Raw genomic sequence first — 16,231 nt, 5'->3', positions numbered from 1 at the left:
CGGATCTCAGCCCCCGGTCGCATCCGTCATCGCGCGCATGCGGTCCGACACCAGCGCATAGGCGGCGTCCCACGCCGCCCGCTCTGCAGGCGACAGCCCGCCCGGCGTGACCTCCGCCATGGCGGCCAGCAGTGCCTGGCCGACGATCGCGTAATGTTCGGGCCGCACGCCGTAGGCGCGGTGCCGCTGGCCCAGCTCCTCCGCCGAGACGAGCACGGTGGCGCGGCGGGCGAGGTGGCGCACGACGAAGACCAGCGTGTCGGTGAACTTCTCGTACTGGGCGGCCATCTTTTGCGGAAAGAGCGGCCGCAGCTCGGGATGCTCCGCGAACAGGCGGTCGTAGAAGGCGCGCGCGACGGGCGTCTTGCCGGCAAAGGTGCGCCGGAAGCTTTCGGTCACGAGTTCAAGCTGTTCCGGCGTCATCCTCGTCCCCGCGATACGCGCGCACGATCCCCCACAAACCTTTGGAAATGGTGAAGGTCGGGGCGGCCCGCGCGTTGACAGTCGGGGAACCGGCGGCAATGGTCCGCCGCGAACGACAGCGCGGGAGATCGAGCGATGACCGAGACGGTCGCCATCGGCAGCTACAAGGATCACGAGCGGGCGGCGCTCGATGCCGCGTTCGCGCCCCTGCACCTCGACCATGTGGGCGCGCTGGCCGACCTGCCGCAGGACGTGCGCGAGTCCGTCCGCGCCGTGGCCTACAAGGGGCACAGGCCCTTCGGCGCGGCCGAGATGGACCTGCTGCCGGCGCTCGGGATCATCGCCAATTACGGGGTGGGCTTCGACGCCATCGACGTGGCGGCCGCGCGTGCCCGCGGGGTCGCCGTGACCAACACCCCCGACGTGCTGAACGACGACGTGGCCGACCTCGCCATCGCCATGTGGCTCATGCAGGTGCGCGAGACCGAACATGCCAGCCGCTGGGTCCGCGAGGGGCAGTGGAAGGCCCGGGGCGAATACCGGCTCAACCGGCAGGCCAGCGGCAAGCGCGCGGGCATCCTCGGGCTCGGGCGCATCGGACGCGAGATCGCGGGGCGGCTGCAGGGCTTCAAGATGGACATCCACTATCACGCGCGCTCCGAGAAGGAGACGCCGGGCTGGACCTATCACGCGGACCCGGTGGCGCTTGCCGCTGCGGTCGACGTGATGTTCGTGGCCCTGGTCGGCGGCAGTGCCACCGCGGGCTACGTCTCGCGCGAAGTGATCGAGGCGCTCGGCCCCGAGGGCGTGCTGGTCAACATCTCGCGCGGCACGACCGTCGACGAGGCGGCGATGCTCGACGCGCTCGAGACGGGCAGGCTCGGGGGCGCCGCGCTCGACGTGTTCCTGAACGAGCCCGACATCGACCCGCGCTTCTTCGCGATCCCCTCGGTGGTGATCCAGCCGCACCAGGGGTCGGGTTCGGCCGAGACGCGCGCGGCCATGGCGGCGCTGCAGCGCGAGAACGTCGCGGCCTTCCTCGCCGGCCTCGCCCTGCCGACGCCGGTCTGAACGTCAGCCCGCGAGCGTCACCCGCGCCACCACCTCGCCGTCGAGCGTCGCGCGTGTAACCTCGGCGCCGGCGAGGTCGGGCAGGGCGGCAGCCTCGCCCGAGAAATCGACCCGCACCGCCACCCCGAGCGTCGCGTCGCCATGGCTGCGCCGGAACGCGCAGGTGTCCTCCGGTGCCGGCAGCGGCTCGTAGGTGCCGGCGTGGAACAGCGCGGCGTGGCGCCGGCGGGCGTAGAGCAGCCGCTGCGTCAGGTCGAACTTCTGCCGGTCGAGCTCTGCCAGCCCGTCCATGCGGCCCCCGAGCGCCGCCTGGCGCGCGTCGAAATCGACCGGCTTGCGGTTGTCGGGATCGGTCAGCGCGCGGAACGCGAACTCGGTGCCCTGGTAGATGTCCGGAATGCCGGGCGCGGTCAGCTTGAGCGTCGCCTGCACCAGCGACATCCGGTCGGCGATGCCGACGATGCGGTCGACCTCGGGCGCGTGGCGCGGGAAATGCCGCGCGAGGCGCCGGACGTAGTCCTGCGCGCGCTCCTCGATGTCGAGGTCGGGCGCGGTCCAAGACGTCTCGCTCTTTGCCTCGCGCAGGGCCTTCACCACGTGCGCCGACAGCCGCTCGGCGAGGTCGCCGTCGCGTTCGTCGAGCGCGAGGAAGGTCTGCGCCACGTACCACACCACGTTCGGGTCGAGCCCCTCGGGCGCAAAACCCGCGCAGATGCGGTGCCACGCCTCGAAGGCTTCGGGCGCATGGGTGATCGCGGCGATGCGCATGCGCGCGTCCTCGCTGCGCTTGGTGTCGTGGGACGAGGTCAGCGTCAGCCCGTGCGGCATGTGCTCGACCCGTCGCGCCATCGCCCGGTGGAACCCCTCGATGCCCGAGGGATCGTCGTCGGGCTCGCCGCCCACCTCGTTGATGGACAGGAGCCGCACCTCGCGGAAGAACGCGGTGTCCTCCTGGCTTTTCGCGACGGCGGCGCCGGTCACCTGCTGCAGCCGCAGGCGGAACGGCGCGCTTGCCGCGTCCTGCCGCAGCAGCACGCCCTCGAGGAATTCCAGCGCGCCCGGATCGTCGAGCGTCTCGGCCGCCCGGGCCGCGGTCAGGCGCACGATCGCCGCGTCGGTCTCGGACACGGCCTCCGCGGTCATGTAGGTGCGGTAGCGCGGGAAGGCGCCGATGAAGGCGAGAAGCGCCTCGCGCAGCGATTCGGGGCCAAGCTCCGCGCCCGCGGGATCGCGCGCGGCGATCTCCGAGAGCTGGGCGTGCAGCGTCCAGAGTTCGGCCGCGAGCTCGCCCGTCATCACGAGGCGCCGCAGCCGGCCCATCACGTCGTGGAAGGCGTCCGTCCGCCCGGTGGCCGCGCGGTAGCGCGCCTCGATCCGCTCGAGCCCCGCGCCCCGCGTCAGGAGCCGACCGAAGGCGCGCGCGGCGACGTAGCCCGTGGTGCCTTGGATGGGCCAGTCCTCGGGCGGCATCTCGCGCCCGGCGAGGATCTTCTCGACCCAGATGGGCGTGTCGCCGACCCGGGCGCGCAGCCGCGCGAGGTATCCGGCCGGGTCGAGCAGCCCGTCGATGTGGTCGATGCGGATGCCGTCGACGATCCCGGTGTCGACGAGGTCGAAGATCAGCCGGTGCGTGTCCTCGAACACGTCCGGGTCCTCGACCCGCACGCCGATCAGCCCGGTGATGCTGAAGAACCGACGGTGGCTGATCCGGTCGGATTCCGTGCGCCAGTGCACGAGCCGCCACGGCTGCGCGGCGTGCAGTGCGCGTATCGCCGCCGCGTCGCCGCCCCGCGCGCGGTCGAGCGCGTCGCAGGCGCCGAGCGGCACGCGCAGGCCCCCGGTGTCGAGGACCGGCCCGTCGGGGTCGTCGTCCACGCGGAACGTGCCCTCCGCGAGCAGCGTCTCGAACGGCGCGCCGAGCCATGGCAGGCGGATGCGCTCCGCGCCCGGGTCGATGTCGAAATGGCGCGCGAAACGGCTGTCCCGCCCGTGGCGCAGCACGTCGCGCAGCCACGGCGTCTCGACCGAGAAGGCGAGATGGTTCGGCACGATGTCGAGGATCAGCCCCAGACCCTCGGACTTGAGCGCCTCGGACAGCCGCTCGAGCGCCGCCCGCCCGCCGAGCGCGGGGTCGATCTCGGTCGGGTCGGTCACGTCGTAGCCGTGGGTCGATCCCTCCTGCGCCGTGAAGAGCGGCGAGGCGTAGAGATGACTGACCCCCAATTCCCTGAGATAGGGCGCGAGCCCGGCCGCGCGGTCGAGGTCCATGCCGCCGCGGAATTGCAGCCGGTAACAGGCGGAGGGAAGCGTCATGCGTGCATCTCGATGTGATGGATGGCGAGGCAGGGCGCGTCGTCCGGGCCGCTGCGGTGGATCTCGGCGCCCGCGGCCTCGGGCAGGGGCGGGGCGTCGGGGCCGAAGCGCGCGCGCAGCCGCAGCGTCGCGCCGTCGAGGCGCCAGTCGATGGCGAGCGCGCCGCGTTCGGCCAGCAGGACGCGGCCGGACCGCGCGCCCGCGCGTTCGAGCCTCGGCGTCACGTGGCGCCCGCGCAGCGCAAGAAGCCCGCGGACCCGGTCCATGTGCGCGCGGCCCGCCTCGGACGCCATCAGCGCCCGGTCGAGCCGCGAGCGGTCGCGCGTCGCGGGATCGACCGGGTCGGGCACGTCCCCGGGCCCGCCGGAAAAGCCCGCGAAGTCCGCGAACTCGGACCGGCGTCCCTCGCGCACCGCGTCGCCGAGCGCGCCGCCGAACCCCGCGAAGAACAGGAACGGCCGCGTCTCGCCGTATTCCTCGCCCATGAAGATCAGCGGGATGTGCGGCGACAGCAGGTGCACCGCCGTCATCGCGTCGACCGCCGCGGGATCGGCCAGCGCCGCCAGCCGTTCGCCAAGGGCGCGGTTGCCGGTCTGGTCGTGGTTCTGCAGGAAATCCACGAAGGCGGCCGGCGGCAGGTGGCCCGACGGCGCGCCGCGGCCGGATTCGCCCTGGAACGCGAACCCCTCGGCCAGCGCGCGGGCCAGGTGCCGTGTCGGTTCGTCGGCGAAATCGGCGTAGTAGCCCTCGGTCTCGCCGGTCAGCAGAACGTGCGCGGCATTGTGGAAGTCGTCGTTCCACTCGGCGGTGTGGCGCAGGACCTCGCCGTGCGCGCCGCGCTCGTGAAGGTGGGTGACGTTTCGGTTGTCCTCGGTCGTCAGGTGCACCGGCCGGTCGGGCAGGCGCGTGCGAAGTTCCTGCGCCAGCTCTACCAGCAGTTCGGGCTCGGTCGGATCGACGATCTGGTCCACCGCGTCGAGCCGGAGCCCGTCGAAGCCGAACTCCGCCAGCCAGTAATAGGCGTTCTCGATGAAGAAGCGCCGCACCTCTGGCCGCGCGTAGTCGATGCCCGCGCCCCAGGGTGTGTGCCGGTTTGGGTCGAAGAAGTCGGCGGCATAGGCGCCGATGTAGTTCCCGTCCGGCCCGAAATGATTGTAGACCACGTCGAGCAGCACCATCATGCCCGCCGCATGGGCGGCCGCCACGAAGTCGGCCAGGTCCTGCGGGGTGCCGTAGGCCGGGTGGGGCGCGTAGGGCAGGACCCCGTCATAGCCCCAGCCACGGTCGCCGCCGAACTGTGCGACGGGCATGATCTCGACCGCCGTGATGCCGAGCCCCGCGAGCCGCGGCAGGTCCTCCATGGCGGCCCGGAACGTGCCGTCCTCGGTGAACGTGCCCACGTGCAGCTCGTAGATCACCGCCTCTTCCCAGGGCCGGCCGCGCCAGAACGGCGCCGCGCGCGGCGCCGTCAGGACCGAGGGCGCGTGCACGTCGCCCGACTGCCTGCGGCTCGCGGGGTCGGGCACCACCAGCCCGTCGGGCAGGACGAAGCCGTAGGTCATGCCCTCCGTAGCCGCCTGCCGCGCCACGTGCCAGCCGCGCGCGTCGCGCAGCATCCCGATGTCGCGGTCCTCGAGGCGCAGGGTCACGCGGTCGCAGGACGGCGCCCAGAGGCGGAACGCCCATTCGCCGTCCGCGACCGGCACGGCGCCCCAGGTATAGGTGCCCTCAGCCATGGGGCGGCGCCTTCAGCAGCAGGAGCGCGCGACCGGGCAGCGGCACCTCGGCACCCTCGTAGACCCGCCCGCCCTCTGCGTCGACGTACCCCTCTGCGGTGTCGAGCAGCAGCTGCCAGCCGGGAGTGTCGACCTCGGGCAGGCGGAATATCAGGTCCGTGTCGCTCGCGTTCATCGCGATCAGGAGATGCGTGCCGGTCTCGTGCAGCAGGAGACCCGTCGCGCGGTTCTCGCCGTTCTCCCAGTGCTCGGGCGACATCTCGTCGCCTTCGGGCCTCAGCCAGCGGGCATAGCGGCCCGCCCGCGCATCGGGTCCCGCATGCAGGAACCGGCCGGCGAGGAACAGGGATTCGGACGCGCGGAGCGCGATCAGACCCTTCACGAAGGCCTCGAACTCCAGGTCGCGGTCCCCGGGCACCCAGTCCATCCAGTTGATCTCGCCGGGCTGGCAGTAGGTGTTGTTGTTGCCGTTCTGCGTGCGCCCGCGCTCGTCGCCCATCAGGATCATCGGCGTGCCCTGGCTCAGCAGCAGCGTCGCCATCAGGTTGCGCCGCTGGCGGTCGCGCAGCGCCAGCACCTGGGGATCGTCGGTCGGACCTTCCGCGCCGCAGTTCCAGCTCAGGTTGTGGCTGTGGCCGTCGCGGTTGTCCTCGCCGTTCTCCTCGTTGTGCTTGTCGTTGTAGGACACGAGGTCCATGAGCGTGAAGCCGTCATGCGCGGTGATGAAGTTCACGCTCGCCCAGGGCCTGCGCCCGTCATGGGCAAAGGTGTCGGCCGACCCGAGCAGCCCTCCCGACAGCGTCCGCATGGTGCCCGCGTCGCCCTTCCAGTAGGCGCGCGCGCTGTCGCGGTACCGATCGTTCCACTCGGCCCAGGCGGGCGGGAAGTTGCCCAGCTGGTAGCCGTTCGGCCCGGTGTCCCAGGGTTCCGCGATCAGCTTCACGCCGTTCAGGACCGGGTCCTGCCGCACTGCCTCTAGGAAGATCGCGTGCTCGGAATAATGGTCGCGGTCGCGGCCGAGCGTGCTGGCGAGGTCGAAGCGGAACCCGTCCACGTGGCATTCCTCGACCCAGTAGCGCAGCGAATCCATCACGAGCTGCAGCACCCGGCTCTGCCGCAGGTTCAGCGAGTTGCCGCACCCGGTGGTGTCGAAGTAGTAGCGCGGATCATCGGCGAGCGTGTAGTAGCTCGCGTTGTCGATGCCGCGGAAGGACAGGGTGGGGCCCAGTTCCGACCCTTCGGCGGTGTGGTTGTAGACCACGTCCATGATGACCTCGAGCCCGGCCTCGTGCAGCCGGCGGACCATCAGCTTGAACTCCTGGATGCCGCCCGACTGCGTCAGGTAGCGCGGCGCCGGCGCGAAGAAGCCGAGCGTCGAGTAGCCCCACCAGTTCACCAGCCCGCGGTCGGTCAGGTGGCCCTCGTCGTAGAAGGCCTGCACCGGCAGCAGTTCGACCGAGGTCACGCCCAGGTCGACCAGGTGCTCGATCACCCGCGGGTCGGCCAGCGCCTCGAAGGTGCCGCGCAGGCGCGGGTCGATGCCCTCGTGGCCCATCGTCATGCCGCCCACATGCGCCTCGTAGACCAGCGTGCGTTCCCACGGGACCTGCGGGCGCACATAGGCGCCCCAGGTGTGGGCGGGGTCCACCACCACGCATTTCGGCATCACGAACGCGCTGTCGCGCCGGCTGAACGACAGGTCGCCGTTCTGGTGCCCGATCCGGTAGCCGAAGATCGCGTCGTGCCAGCGCAGGCTGCCATGGTGCTGCAGCGCGTAAGGGTCGAGCAGCAGCTTGTTGGGATTGAAGCGGTGGCCGGCCTCGGGCGCATAGGGCCCGTGCACGCGGTAGCCGTAGAGCTGGCCGGGCCGCACGTCGGGCAGATAGCCGTGCCAGACCTGGTGAGTGAACTCGGGCAGGGTGACGCGCTCGACCTCGCGGCGGCCGCGGTCGTCGAAAAGGCACAGCTCGACCTTTTCCGCGTGCGCCGAGAACAGCGCGAAGTTCGTGCCCGACCCGTCCCACGTCGCCCCGAGAGGCACGTCGGATCCGGTCAGGATGCGCCGTTTCGGCACGGCGGGCGCTGCGATCATTTTTGGCTTACTCCGGCAAGAGGAACAGCGTTGCGAGCGGCGGCAGCGTCAGTGCCGCCGATGCGGGGAGCCCGTGCATCTCGTCCTCGTGCGCGGAAACGTCCCCACTCCCGACGCCCGAGCCGCCATAGAGTTCCCTGTCGGTGTTCAGGACGTCGCGCCAAAGTCCCGAATGCGGCATTCCTAGGCGGAATCCCTCGCGCACGACCGGCGCCATGTTGCAGACGACCACGATCGGCGGGGTGCCGTGCCGGCCTGTCCGCACGAAGGAGAAGACGTTGTTGCGGGCGTCGCCGCCCTCGATCCAGCGGAACCCCTCGGGGTCGCAGTCCCGCTGGTGCAGCGCCGGCACGTCGCGGTAGAGCGCGTTCAGATCCCGCACCAGCCGCTGCATGCCGCGGTGCGCGGGATCGTCGAGCAGGTGCCAGTCGAGCGAGCGGTCGTGGTTCCATTCGCGGTCCTGCGCGAACTCGCCGCCCATGAACAGGAGCTTCTTGCCGGGATGCCCCCACATGAAGCCGTAATAGGCGCGCAGGTTCGCGAATTTCTGCCAGCGGTCGCCCGGCATCTTGCCGAGAAGCGACCCCTTGCCGTGCACCACCTCGTCGTGGCTGAGCGGCAGGACGAAGTTCTCCGAGAAGGCGTAGACCAGCCCGAACGTCATCTCGCCGTGGTGGTGGCCGCGGTGGATCGGGTCGCGCGCCATGTAGGACAGCGTGTCGTGCATCCAGCCCATGTTCCACTTGAAGTCGAAGCCGAGCCCGCCCTCGGCGACGGGGCGGCTGACGCCCGGCCAGGCAGTGCTCTCCTCGGCGATGGTCAGGCTGCCCGGCACGTAGCGGTGCACCGTCTCGTTCGTCATGGTAAGGAAGTCGATGGCATCGAGGTTCTCGCGCCCGCCGTAGCGGTTCGGGACCCAGTCGCCCTCGTCGCGCGAATAGTCGAGGTAGAGCATCGAGGCCACGGCATCGACGCGCAGCGCGTCCACGTGGAATTCCTTCAGCCAGCAGGTGGCCGAGGCGCGCAGCACGTTCGCGACCTCGCGTCGGCCGAAATTGTAGATGAGCGTGTTCCAGTCGCGGTGGAAGCCCTGTCGCGGATCCTCGTGCTCGTAGAGCGCCGTGCCGTCGAACCGGGCGAGCCCGTGCGCGTCCGAGGGAAAATGCGCCGGAACCCAGTCGACGATCACGCCGATGCCCGCGCCGTGCAGGCGGTCGACGAGCCGCGCGAAGCCCTCGGGGTCGCCGAAACGCGCGGTCGGCGCGAAGAGCCCGATGGGCTGGTAGCCCCACGATCCGGTGAAGGGGTGCTCGGACAGGGGCAGGAACTGCACGTGGGTGAAGTTCATCTCGGTGGCATAGGCCACGAGCGCCTCGGCCATCTCGTCGTAGGACAAAAGGGTGTCGCCGTCGCCGCGCCGCCAGCTGCCGGCATGGACTTCGTAGATCGACACCGGGCGCTCCGCGGGCCGGTCGTCCGCGCGGGCCGCGATCCAGCCGTCGTCGCGCCATTCGTGCCAAACCCGCCCGTGCACCACCGAAGCGGTGCCCGGCGGCACCTCGGCGCGGGCGCCCATGGGGTCGGCCTTGAGCGGCAGGAGTTGGCCATGCGCGCCGACGATCTCGTACTTGTAGAGCGCGCCCCGCCCGAGGCCCGGCAGGAAGATCTCCCACACGCCCCCTGCGCCGCGGCGGCGCATGGCATGCCGGCGCCCATCCCAGGCGTTGAACGGGCCCACGACCGACACGCGCCGCGCGTTCGGCGCCCAGACCGCGAAGGACGTGCCCTCGACCCCCTCGTGCGTCGTCGGGTGCGCGCCGAGTCGCTCGTAGAGCTCCTCGTGCCGGCCCTCGCCGATGAGGTGCTCGTCGAGATCGCCCAGAACGGGCCGGAAGGAATAGGGGTCGTGCACCTCCTGCCGCCCGCCCGAGGCATCGGTCAGCCGCAGGCGCAGCGGTGTCGGCAGGGTGCGCGGCAGCGTCCCGTGAAAGAACCCCTCGTTGCCGAGGGGCGCGAGGGCGGTCGCCTCGCGGCCGCGGACGTCCAGCACCGCGACCGTCGCCGCACCCGGCGCGAAGACGTTGACCGTCGCGCCGCCACCCTCGGCCTCGTGCATCCCGAGCACGCGGAACGGATCGCCGTGCTGGCCGCGCAGGATCGCCTGGATGTCCTGCGCGGACGGCGCGGTCGCGGGCAGGGTGTCGTCTGGGATCGTTTCGGTCACGTTTCTCTCCAGCCGTCGATGAGCGCGAGAAGGCCGCGCAGCGGAATGTCGGTCCAGGACGGGCGCAGCGCCATCTCGTAGCCGATCTCGTAGGCGGCCTTCTGCACGAGGAAGGTGTCGAGCAGCGCCCGTTCGAATGCCGGGTCGTCGGGATGCAGGGCCGCGCCGTCCATGCCGGCGCGGTAGCTGTCGAGGAACGCCGATTGCATCTGGCCGCGCCATTCGGGAACGCCCGCGAGCGCCCGGTCGGCATCGGCGCCCATCTCGAGGCGCCGGCGCACCGTGGACCAGAGCGCGTAGTCGAAGCTGCGCAGCATGCCCGCCACGTCGCGCAGAGGCGAGGCCTTCTGCTGGCGCTCCTCGAGCGTTCGGGTCGGTTCGCCCTCGAAGTCGATGATGTTGACGTCCGCCTCGACCACCAGCACCTGGCCCAGGTGGTAGTCGCCGTGGATGCGGCAGCGCCGGCCCGAGGGGCGCGCGTGACAGACGGCCCCGAGCCGCGAATCGAGCACGTCGCGCGCGCCCAGCACCTCGTCGGCCAGCGCGGCGACGTCCTCGTCCAGATGCGCGCGCTCCGCCCCGAGCCGGTCGAGCGCCGCGGCGACCTCGCGCCGCGCGTCCGCGACGATCGTCGCCACGTCGTCGGGCCCGAGCGGTTCGGTGCCGAACGCGCCGCCCTCGGGGCCGCTTGCCAGCGCGCGGTGCATCTCGGCCGTCCTGCGGCCCAGCACGTCGCCGAGCCGCAGCACGCCGTTGCCCAGCACGGCAGGCGCGTCGTCCTCTCCCTCGCCGATGTCGCGCAGTTCGAACTCGCGCTCGAGCCCGCCCGTCAGGTGCGTCCACGCATCGCCCTGGTTGCGCACGAAGGCCGACGCGGCCCCGAGCGTCGCCACCGTGCCGTCCGCGCCGATCCAGTCGATCGTGCCGAGAAGCGCGGGGCTCGCCGTGAACGCCGTCTCCTCGGTCAGGAAGCGCGCGACCTCGATGTCGGGCTGAACCCCCGGCCGCAGGCGGCGGTAGAGCTTGAGGATCAGGTCCGCGCCGAAGGCGATGGACGCGTTCGACTGCTCGGTGGACAGAAGCCGCGCCTCGCCAACGCCTGCGGCCAGGTCGGCAAGCTGCGCGGACCGCGAGAAGCGCACGACGCCGTCACCCGCCGGCAGCTCCTCTCCGGCCATCAGCGCGTCGAGGAGCGCATGCGCCATCTCCTCGTCCACGACGCCGTCGACCACGGCGCCCACGCGGCTCGCGCGGCGCAGCTTGGCGAGGGTCGCGGGCAGTCGCGGACCGATGGTCAGCGCATCCTCGCCCCAGATCGCCGAAAGCGGCAGGAAGTAGCGGTGCGTCACGCCGCCGGGCAGGGCGACGTCGGCCACCGACAGAAGGTGCCGCCCGTCGCCCATCTCGGCCAGCCGCGTCAGCTTCACGGACTCGATCCGCGATCCCTTGGCCCCGAACCAGCGCTGGAGCGGCAGGTAGTCCGCGAGCGTCTCTCGGGCGAAGGCCGGCGCGGCACGGTCCGACAGCGCCGAGGACAGCGTGCCGTCACGCGAGGTCAGCGTGATGAAGTCCGGAAGCGTCTGCGCCATCGGCGCGTGCCAGGACGGCGCCTCGCCAGCATCGGCCAGCACGAACCAGTAGAAGCCGTAGGCCGGCATGGTCAGCAGGTACGGAAGCCGGCCGATCGGCGGGAACGGCGACTGCCCGGTCAGCTCGACCGGCACGCAGCCCTCGAAGGGCGACAGGTCGATCTCGGCCGCCTGCGCCTGCCGCGACAGATTCGCGACGCAGAGCACCGTCTCGGTGCCGGTGCGCCGGAGATAGGCCAGCACCTTGCGGTTCCGCGGGTAGAGCAGCTCGATCGCGCCGCGGCCGAACACGTCGTGCCGGCGGCGCACGCCGATCATCCGCCGCATCCAGTTCAGCAGCGAGGTGGGCGAGGCCGACTGCGCCTCGACGTTCACCGCCTGAAAACCGTGGATCGGGTCCTGGATCGTCGGCAGGTAGAGCGCCTGCGGGTTCGCGCGGCTGAACCCCGCATTGCGGTCGGCGGTCCACTGCATCGGCGTGCGGACCCCGTCGCGGTCGCCGAGGTAGTAGTTGTCGCCCATGCCGATCTCGTCGCCGTAATAGACGATGGGCGTGCCCGGCATGGACAGCAGAAGCGAGTTCAGCAGCTCGATCTTGCGGCGGTCGTTCTGCAGCAGCGGCGCGAGCCGGCGACGGATCCCCATGTTGATCCGCGCCCGCCGGTCCGAGGCGTAGACGTCCCACAGGTAGTCCCGCTCGCGGTCCGTCACCATCTCGAGCGTCAGCTCGTCGTGGTTGCGCAGGAAGATCGCCCACTGGCAGTCCGGCGGAATCTCGGGCGTCTGCCGGATGATGTCGGTGATCGGGTAGCGGTCCTCCTGCGCCACGCTCATGTACATCCGCGGCATGAGCGGGAAATGGAAACCCATGTGGCACTCGTCGCCCTCGCCGAAATAGGGGCGGGTGTCCTCGGGCCACTGGTTCGCCTCGGCGAGCAGCATCCGGTCGTCGTAGTGCCGGTCGAGATCGGCGCGGATCGCCTTCAGGACGTCGTGGGTCTCGGGCAGGTTCTCGTTGCTGGTGCCGTCCCGCTCCACGAGATAGGGGATCGCGTCGAGCCGGAGCCCGTCCACGCCCTTGTCCAGCCAGAAATGCATGACGTCGAGCACCGCGTCGAGCACGGCGGGGTTGTCGAAGTTCAGGTCCGGCTGGTGTCCGAAGAAGCGGTGCCAGTAGAACTGCTCGGCCACCGGATCCCACGTCCAGTTCGACGTCTCGGTGTCGTTGAAGATGATGCGCGTGCGGTCCATCCACTTCTGGTCGTCGTCGGACCAGACGTAGAAATCCCGCTCCGGGCTGCCTTTCGGCGCGTGGCGCGCGCGCTGGAACCAGGCGTGCTGGTCGCTCGTGTGGTTGATGACGAGCTCGGTGATCACGCGGAGGCCGCGGCGGTGCGCCTCGGTCACCAGCGCCTCGAAATCCTCCATGCTGCCGTAGGACGGGTTGATCGCCTTGTACTCGGCGATGTCGTAGCCGTCGTCGCGCAGCGGCGAGGGGTAGAACGGCAGCAGCCAGATAGCGGTCGCGCCCAGCTCCTGCACGTGGTCGAGCCGCTGCATCAGGCCCGCGAAGTCGCCGACGCCGTCGCCGTTCGAATCCTGGAAGGCCTTGACGTGCAACTGGTAGATGACCGCGTCCTTGTACCAGTCGAGCCGCGGGTTGTCGTCCATCGCCTCGGCGAGGCGGCGTTCCACGATGCTCATGCCGCACCTCCCGGGGGAACCAGCTTCCAGATGGCATAGGGGCGGTCCTGCGGATCGAGCCCGAGGCTGTGGTTCTTGCCGTGCCAGGTGAACCTGTTGCCGTGGATCGCGTCCTCGACCTCGATCGACCCGTCATCGGGCAGGTCGAATTCCCACAGCGGGACCTCGAAGCCGAATTCCGCCGGCTCGAACGGGTCGAGGAGCACGTGGAACAGCAGGTAGTTGCGCGTCTCGGCGTCGAAGCGGCCGTAATAGAGCACGCGCGGGTCGTGCGCCTCGAAGAAGCGCAGGTTTAGGAAGTCGCGCAGCGCTGGGTTCGCGGCCCGCAGCCGGTTCACCAGCCGGATGTCGTCCTTGATGTGGCCCGGGGCATCCCAGTCGCGCCGGCGCAGCTGGTACTTCTCGGAATCGAGGTATTCCTCCCTGCCGGGCAGGGGCGCGCTCTCGCAGAGCTCGAACCCGGAATACATGCCGTAATTGCCCGACAGCGTCGCCGCCATGAGGAGCCGCGTGCGGAAGCCGGGCCGCCCCGCATATTGCAGGAAGACCGGGTTGATGTCGGGCGTGTTGACGAAGAAGTTCGGCCGCATGAAGTCGCGGCAGCCCCCGGTGGTGAGCTCGGTCAGGTACTCGGTCAGCTCGTCCTTGGTGTTGCGCCAGGTGTAGTAGGTGTAGCTCTGGTTGAAGCCCACCTTCGCGAGCCGCTTCATCACCTTGGGCCGGGTGAACGCCTCGGAGAGGAAGATCGTGCCGGGATGCTGCGCGCGCACCTCGGCGATGACCCATTCCCAGAACGGAAAGGGCTTGGTGTGCGGGTTGTCGACGCGGAAGCACAGGACGCCGTGTCCCGCCCAGAACAGGAAGAGGTCGCGCACCGCCTCCCAGAACGGCGCGTTGGGCGTGCCGTCCTCGCGGTAGTAGCGGAAGTTGACGATGTCCTCGTATTTCTTCGGCGGGTTCTCGGCGTACTTGATCGTCCCGTCGGGGCGGCGCTCGAACCAGTCGGGATGCTCCGCGATCCACGGATGGTCTGGCGAGGCGTTGAGCGCGATGTCGAGGGCGACCTCGATCCCGCGCTGGGCGGCGGCGGCGACCAGCGCGTCGAAATCCTCGATCGTGCCGAGGTCGGGATGCACCGCGTCCATGCCGCCCTCGGGCGAGCCGATGGCATAGGGCGACCCCACGTCGCCGGGTTCGGCGCGCAGGGCATTGTTGCGCCCCTTGCGGTTCGTCGTCCCGATCGGGTGGATCGGCGGGAAGTAGAGGACGTCGAAGCCCAGGTCGGCCACGTAGTCGAGGTGACCTATCACGTCGCGGAACGTGCCGTGCCGGTCGCCGGGCCCCATCGAGCGCGGAAAGAGCTCGTACCAGGCCGAGAACGCCGCCCGCTCGCGGTCGACCCAGACCGGCACCTCGCGCCCGAGGTCGGAGAGGTTCGCCCGCGGCCCGATCTCGGCCATCAGCGCGTCGGTCTCCGGATCCAGAAGGGGCCCCGCGTCGCCGGCCTCGGCCGCCTTGGCAAGACGCGCGAGCGCCCGGTCGTAGCGGCGCCCGCCCTGCGCCCGCGACAGGAGCTGCACCGCCTCGACCAGCTCGACCCGCAGGTCCTGGCCGGCGTCGCGCTTCTTGCGCGCGTCCCGCGCCCAGGTGCCCCAGAGGTCGCGCCAGGCGATGATGCCGAACCGTGCGGGGCCCGGCTCCGCGAGACGCAGGACCGCCTGCCAGCGGTCGTTGCCGAGATGGGTCATGCGGTGCTCGCGCTTGCCCGCGACGACCGCCGCGCCGATCACCTCGTGCCCGTCGGCAAAGATGTCGGCCGCGACCTCGAAGGGCCAACCCGCCACCGCCTTGGCGGCGAAGCGCCCGCCCTGGACCTCGGGCGTCACCCCCTCGATCGCGATGCGCCGTTCGGCGAGAGACAGGAGCGCGTGCGCCGCCTCGGGTTTCGTCCTGACACGTGTCCGCATGTGCTGGTCTTCCGGCGCCGGTGGAAATGGACGCCCTGAACAGCCGGACACGGTACATGTTCCCGCACCTCTTGGCGGGCGGTCCGCGGGCCCCGGGGCGACGCGCGCCCTTCCATCCGCGCCGCGCGGGGCTTAGACCGCGCGGAGGCGGCGACCGATCGGAGGGCCGGATGACATCAGCACCATCCCGCGCGGGCGGGACCGGCCGCGCCCCGGCGTCAGGCGCAGTCCCGGCAGAGCGCGGCGGTCGGCACCGCCTCGAGGCGCGCGCGCCCGATGGGTTCGCCGCAGGACTGGCACATGCCGTAGCGCCCGTCCGCCATGCGCCCGAGCGCCGCGTCGATGGCGCGCAGCTCGACCTCGTCGGCATGCGCGAGCGCCTCCAGCACCTCGTCGCCCTCGCGTTCGGTGGCGCGGTCCTCGGCATCGGGGTTCGGCGGCTCGTCGAGCGTGCGCTCGATCGTGCCGAGCGTGGCCAGCAGTTCTGCGCGGCGCGCGCGCATCCGCGCCTCGAACACGGTCAATGTGGCGGCATCCATGGGGGGTGTCTCCTTCCTTCCGTCGCGGTGACCGCCCGAGGCTGGCACGCCGCGCGCGCCACCGCCTTGCGGCAGATCAAGGCCGCCCCAGCGAGGGCCACGCCGTGACGCCCGCCGCCCGCATCCGCACCGCGGCCGAGATTCTCGACCGCATCGCGCTGGGCGAGCCGGCCGAGCGCGCGCTGACCACGTGGGCGCGCGGCGCGCGCTTCGCCGGCTCGGGCGACCGCGCGGCGATCCGCGACCACGTCTTCGACGCGCTCCGCCGCTGGCGGTCCTCTGCCGCGCTGGGCGGGGCCGAGACCGGCCGCGGCCGCATGCTGGGCCTCCTGCGCGAGGCGGGCCTCGACCCGGCCGAAAGCTTCACCGGCGCCCCGCACGCGCCCGCGCCGCTCAGCGCGGACGAGGCGGCGGCGGGACGCGCGCCCGGCGCGGACGAGGCCATGGACCTGCCCGACTGGCTCTGCGCGCGGTTCCGCGACGCCTTCGGCGCGCGGGCCGGGGCGGTGGCGGGGGCACTGCGCGACCGCGCGCCGGTCACGTTGCGGGTCAACCTGCTCAAGGCCGACATGG

The 16,231-nt window shown here is 71.2% G+C and carries 9 protein-coding genes and 1 pseudogene; 2 read left to right on the top strand and 8 right to left on the bottom strand.

The window, feature by feature from the left end; translation table 11 throughout:
- Positions 1-6: 6 nt before the first annotated feature.
- Positions 7-423, bottom strand: a complete 417-nt coding sequence (locus RISW2_RS08135; RefSeq protein WP_043768977.1) for a globin domain-containing protein — start codon at positions 421-423, stop codon at positions 7-9.
- Positions 424-558: 135 nt separating this feature from the next.
- On the opposite strand from RISW2_RS08135, the gene RISW2_RS08130 reads away from it, so the two are divergent.
- A complete protein-coding gene (locus RISW2_RS08130; RefSeq protein WP_043768975.1) occupies positions 559-1,494 on the top strand; it encodes a 2-hydroxyacid dehydrogenase in 936 nt (311 codons plus the stop codon).
- Positions 1,495-1,497: 3 nt separating this feature from the next.
- On the opposite strand, the gene treY is transcribed toward RISW2_RS08130, so the two are convergent.
- The 7 genes from treY to RISW2_RS08095 all read right to left on the bottom strand — a co-directional run bounded on the left by treY (position 1,498) and on the right by RISW2_RS08095 (position 15,658).
- Positions 1,498-3,807, bottom strand: a complete 2,310-nt coding sequence (gene treY, locus RISW2_RS08125) for a malto-oligosyltrehalose synthase (protein WP_084615294.1) — start codon at positions 3,805-3,807, stop codon at positions 1,498-1,500.
- Positions 3,804-5,543 carry a malto-oligosyltrehalose trehalohydrolase gene (treZ, locus tag RISW2_RS08120; protein ID WP_043768971.1) on the bottom strand — a complete coding sequence of 580 codons (1,740 nt, stop codon included), beginning with the start codon at positions 5,541-5,543 and terminating at the stop codon, positions 3,804-3,806. The genes treY and treZ overlap by 4 nt, the downstream gene beginning before the upstream one ends.
- Complete coding sequence (gene glgX, locus RISW2_RS08115; RefSeq protein WP_051491868.1) at positions 5,536-7,635, bottom strand: glycogen debranching protein GlgX; 2,100 nt, start codon at positions 7,633-7,635, stop codon at positions 5,536-5,538. Before glgX ends, treZ begins: the two co-directional genes overlap by 8 nt.
- A gap of 7 nt (positions 7,636-7,642) precedes the next feature.
- On the bottom strand, positions 7,643-9,859 hold the full coding sequence (gene glgB / locus RISW2_RS08110) for a 1,4-alpha-glucan branching protein GlgB (RefSeq protein ID WP_084615293.1): 2,217 nt from the start codon (positions 9,857-9,859) through the stop codon (positions 7,643-7,645).
- Positions 9,856-13,152: a maltose alpha-D-glucosyltransferase gene (treS, locus tag RISW2_RS08105; RefSeq protein ID WP_043768969.1), complete on the bottom strand. Its 3,297-nt coding sequence runs from the start codon at positions 13,150-13,152 to the stop codon at positions 9,856-9,858. The genes glgB and treS overlap by 4 nt, the downstream gene beginning before the upstream one ends.
- Entirely contained in the window at positions 13,149-15,074 is a 1,926-nt protein-coding gene (locus RISW2_RS08100) for an alpha-1,4-glucan--maltose-1-phosphate maltosyltransferase (RefSeq protein ID WP_043769165.1), read from the bottom strand. Before RISW2_RS08100 ends, treS begins: the two co-directional genes overlap by 4 nt.
- A 263-nt stretch (positions 15,075-15,337) precedes the next feature.
- On the bottom strand, positions 15,338-15,658 hold the full coding sequence (locus tag RISW2_RS08095; protein WP_051491867.1) for a TraR/DksA family transcriptional regulator: 321 nt from the start codon (positions 15,656-15,658) through the stop codon (positions 15,338-15,340).
- Positions 15,659-15,762: 104 nt separating this feature from the next.
- Between RISW2_RS08095 and RISW2_RS08090 the strand changes: the two are divergent.
- A pseudogene (locus RISW2_RS08090) lies at positions 15,763-16,231 on the top strand (RsmB/NOP family class I SAM-dependent RNA methyltransferase); the annotation flags it as partial.

The organism is Roseivivax isoporae LMG 25204, assembly GCF_000521865.1.
Taxonomy (GTDB): Bacteria; Pseudomonadota; Alphaproteobacteria; order Rhodobacterales; family Rhodobacteraceae; genus Roseivivax; species Roseivivax isoporae.
The sequence above is the reverse complement of the archived record's forward strand: the minus strand, read 5'-3'. Positions and strand labels throughout refer to the sequence as shown.

What these genes read in the sequence shown, in the direction of transcription:
- glgX (WP_051491868.1), bottom strand. Translation starts at nt 7,635, where the DNA reads ATGATCGCAGCGCCCGCCGTGCCGAAACGGCGCATCCTGACCGGATCC.
- treY (WP_084615294.1), bottom strand. Translation starts at nt 3,807, where the DNA reads ATGACGCTTCCCTCCGCCTGTTACCGGCTGCAATTCCGCGGCGGCATG.
- treS (WP_043768969.1), bottom strand. Translation starts at nt 13,152, where the DNA reads ATGAGCATCGTGGAACGCCGCCTCGCCGAGGCGATGGACGACAACCCG.
- treZ (WP_043768971.1), bottom strand. Translation starts at nt 5,543, where the DNA reads ATGGCTGAGGGCACCTATACCTGGGGCGCCGTGCCGGTCGCGGACGGC.
- RISW2_RS08095 (WP_051491867.1), bottom strand. Translation starts at nt 15,658, where the DNA reads ATGGATGCCGCCACATTGACCGTGTTCGAGGCGCGGATGCGCGCGCGC.
- RISW2_RS08130 (WP_043768975.1), top strand. Translation starts at nt 559, where the DNA reads ATGACCGAGACGGTCGCCATCGGCAGCTACAAGGATCACGAGCGGGCG.
- RISW2_RS08135 (WP_043768977.1), bottom strand. Translation starts at nt 423, where the DNA reads ATGACGCCGGAACAGCTTGAACTCGTGACCGAAAGCTTCCGGCGCACC.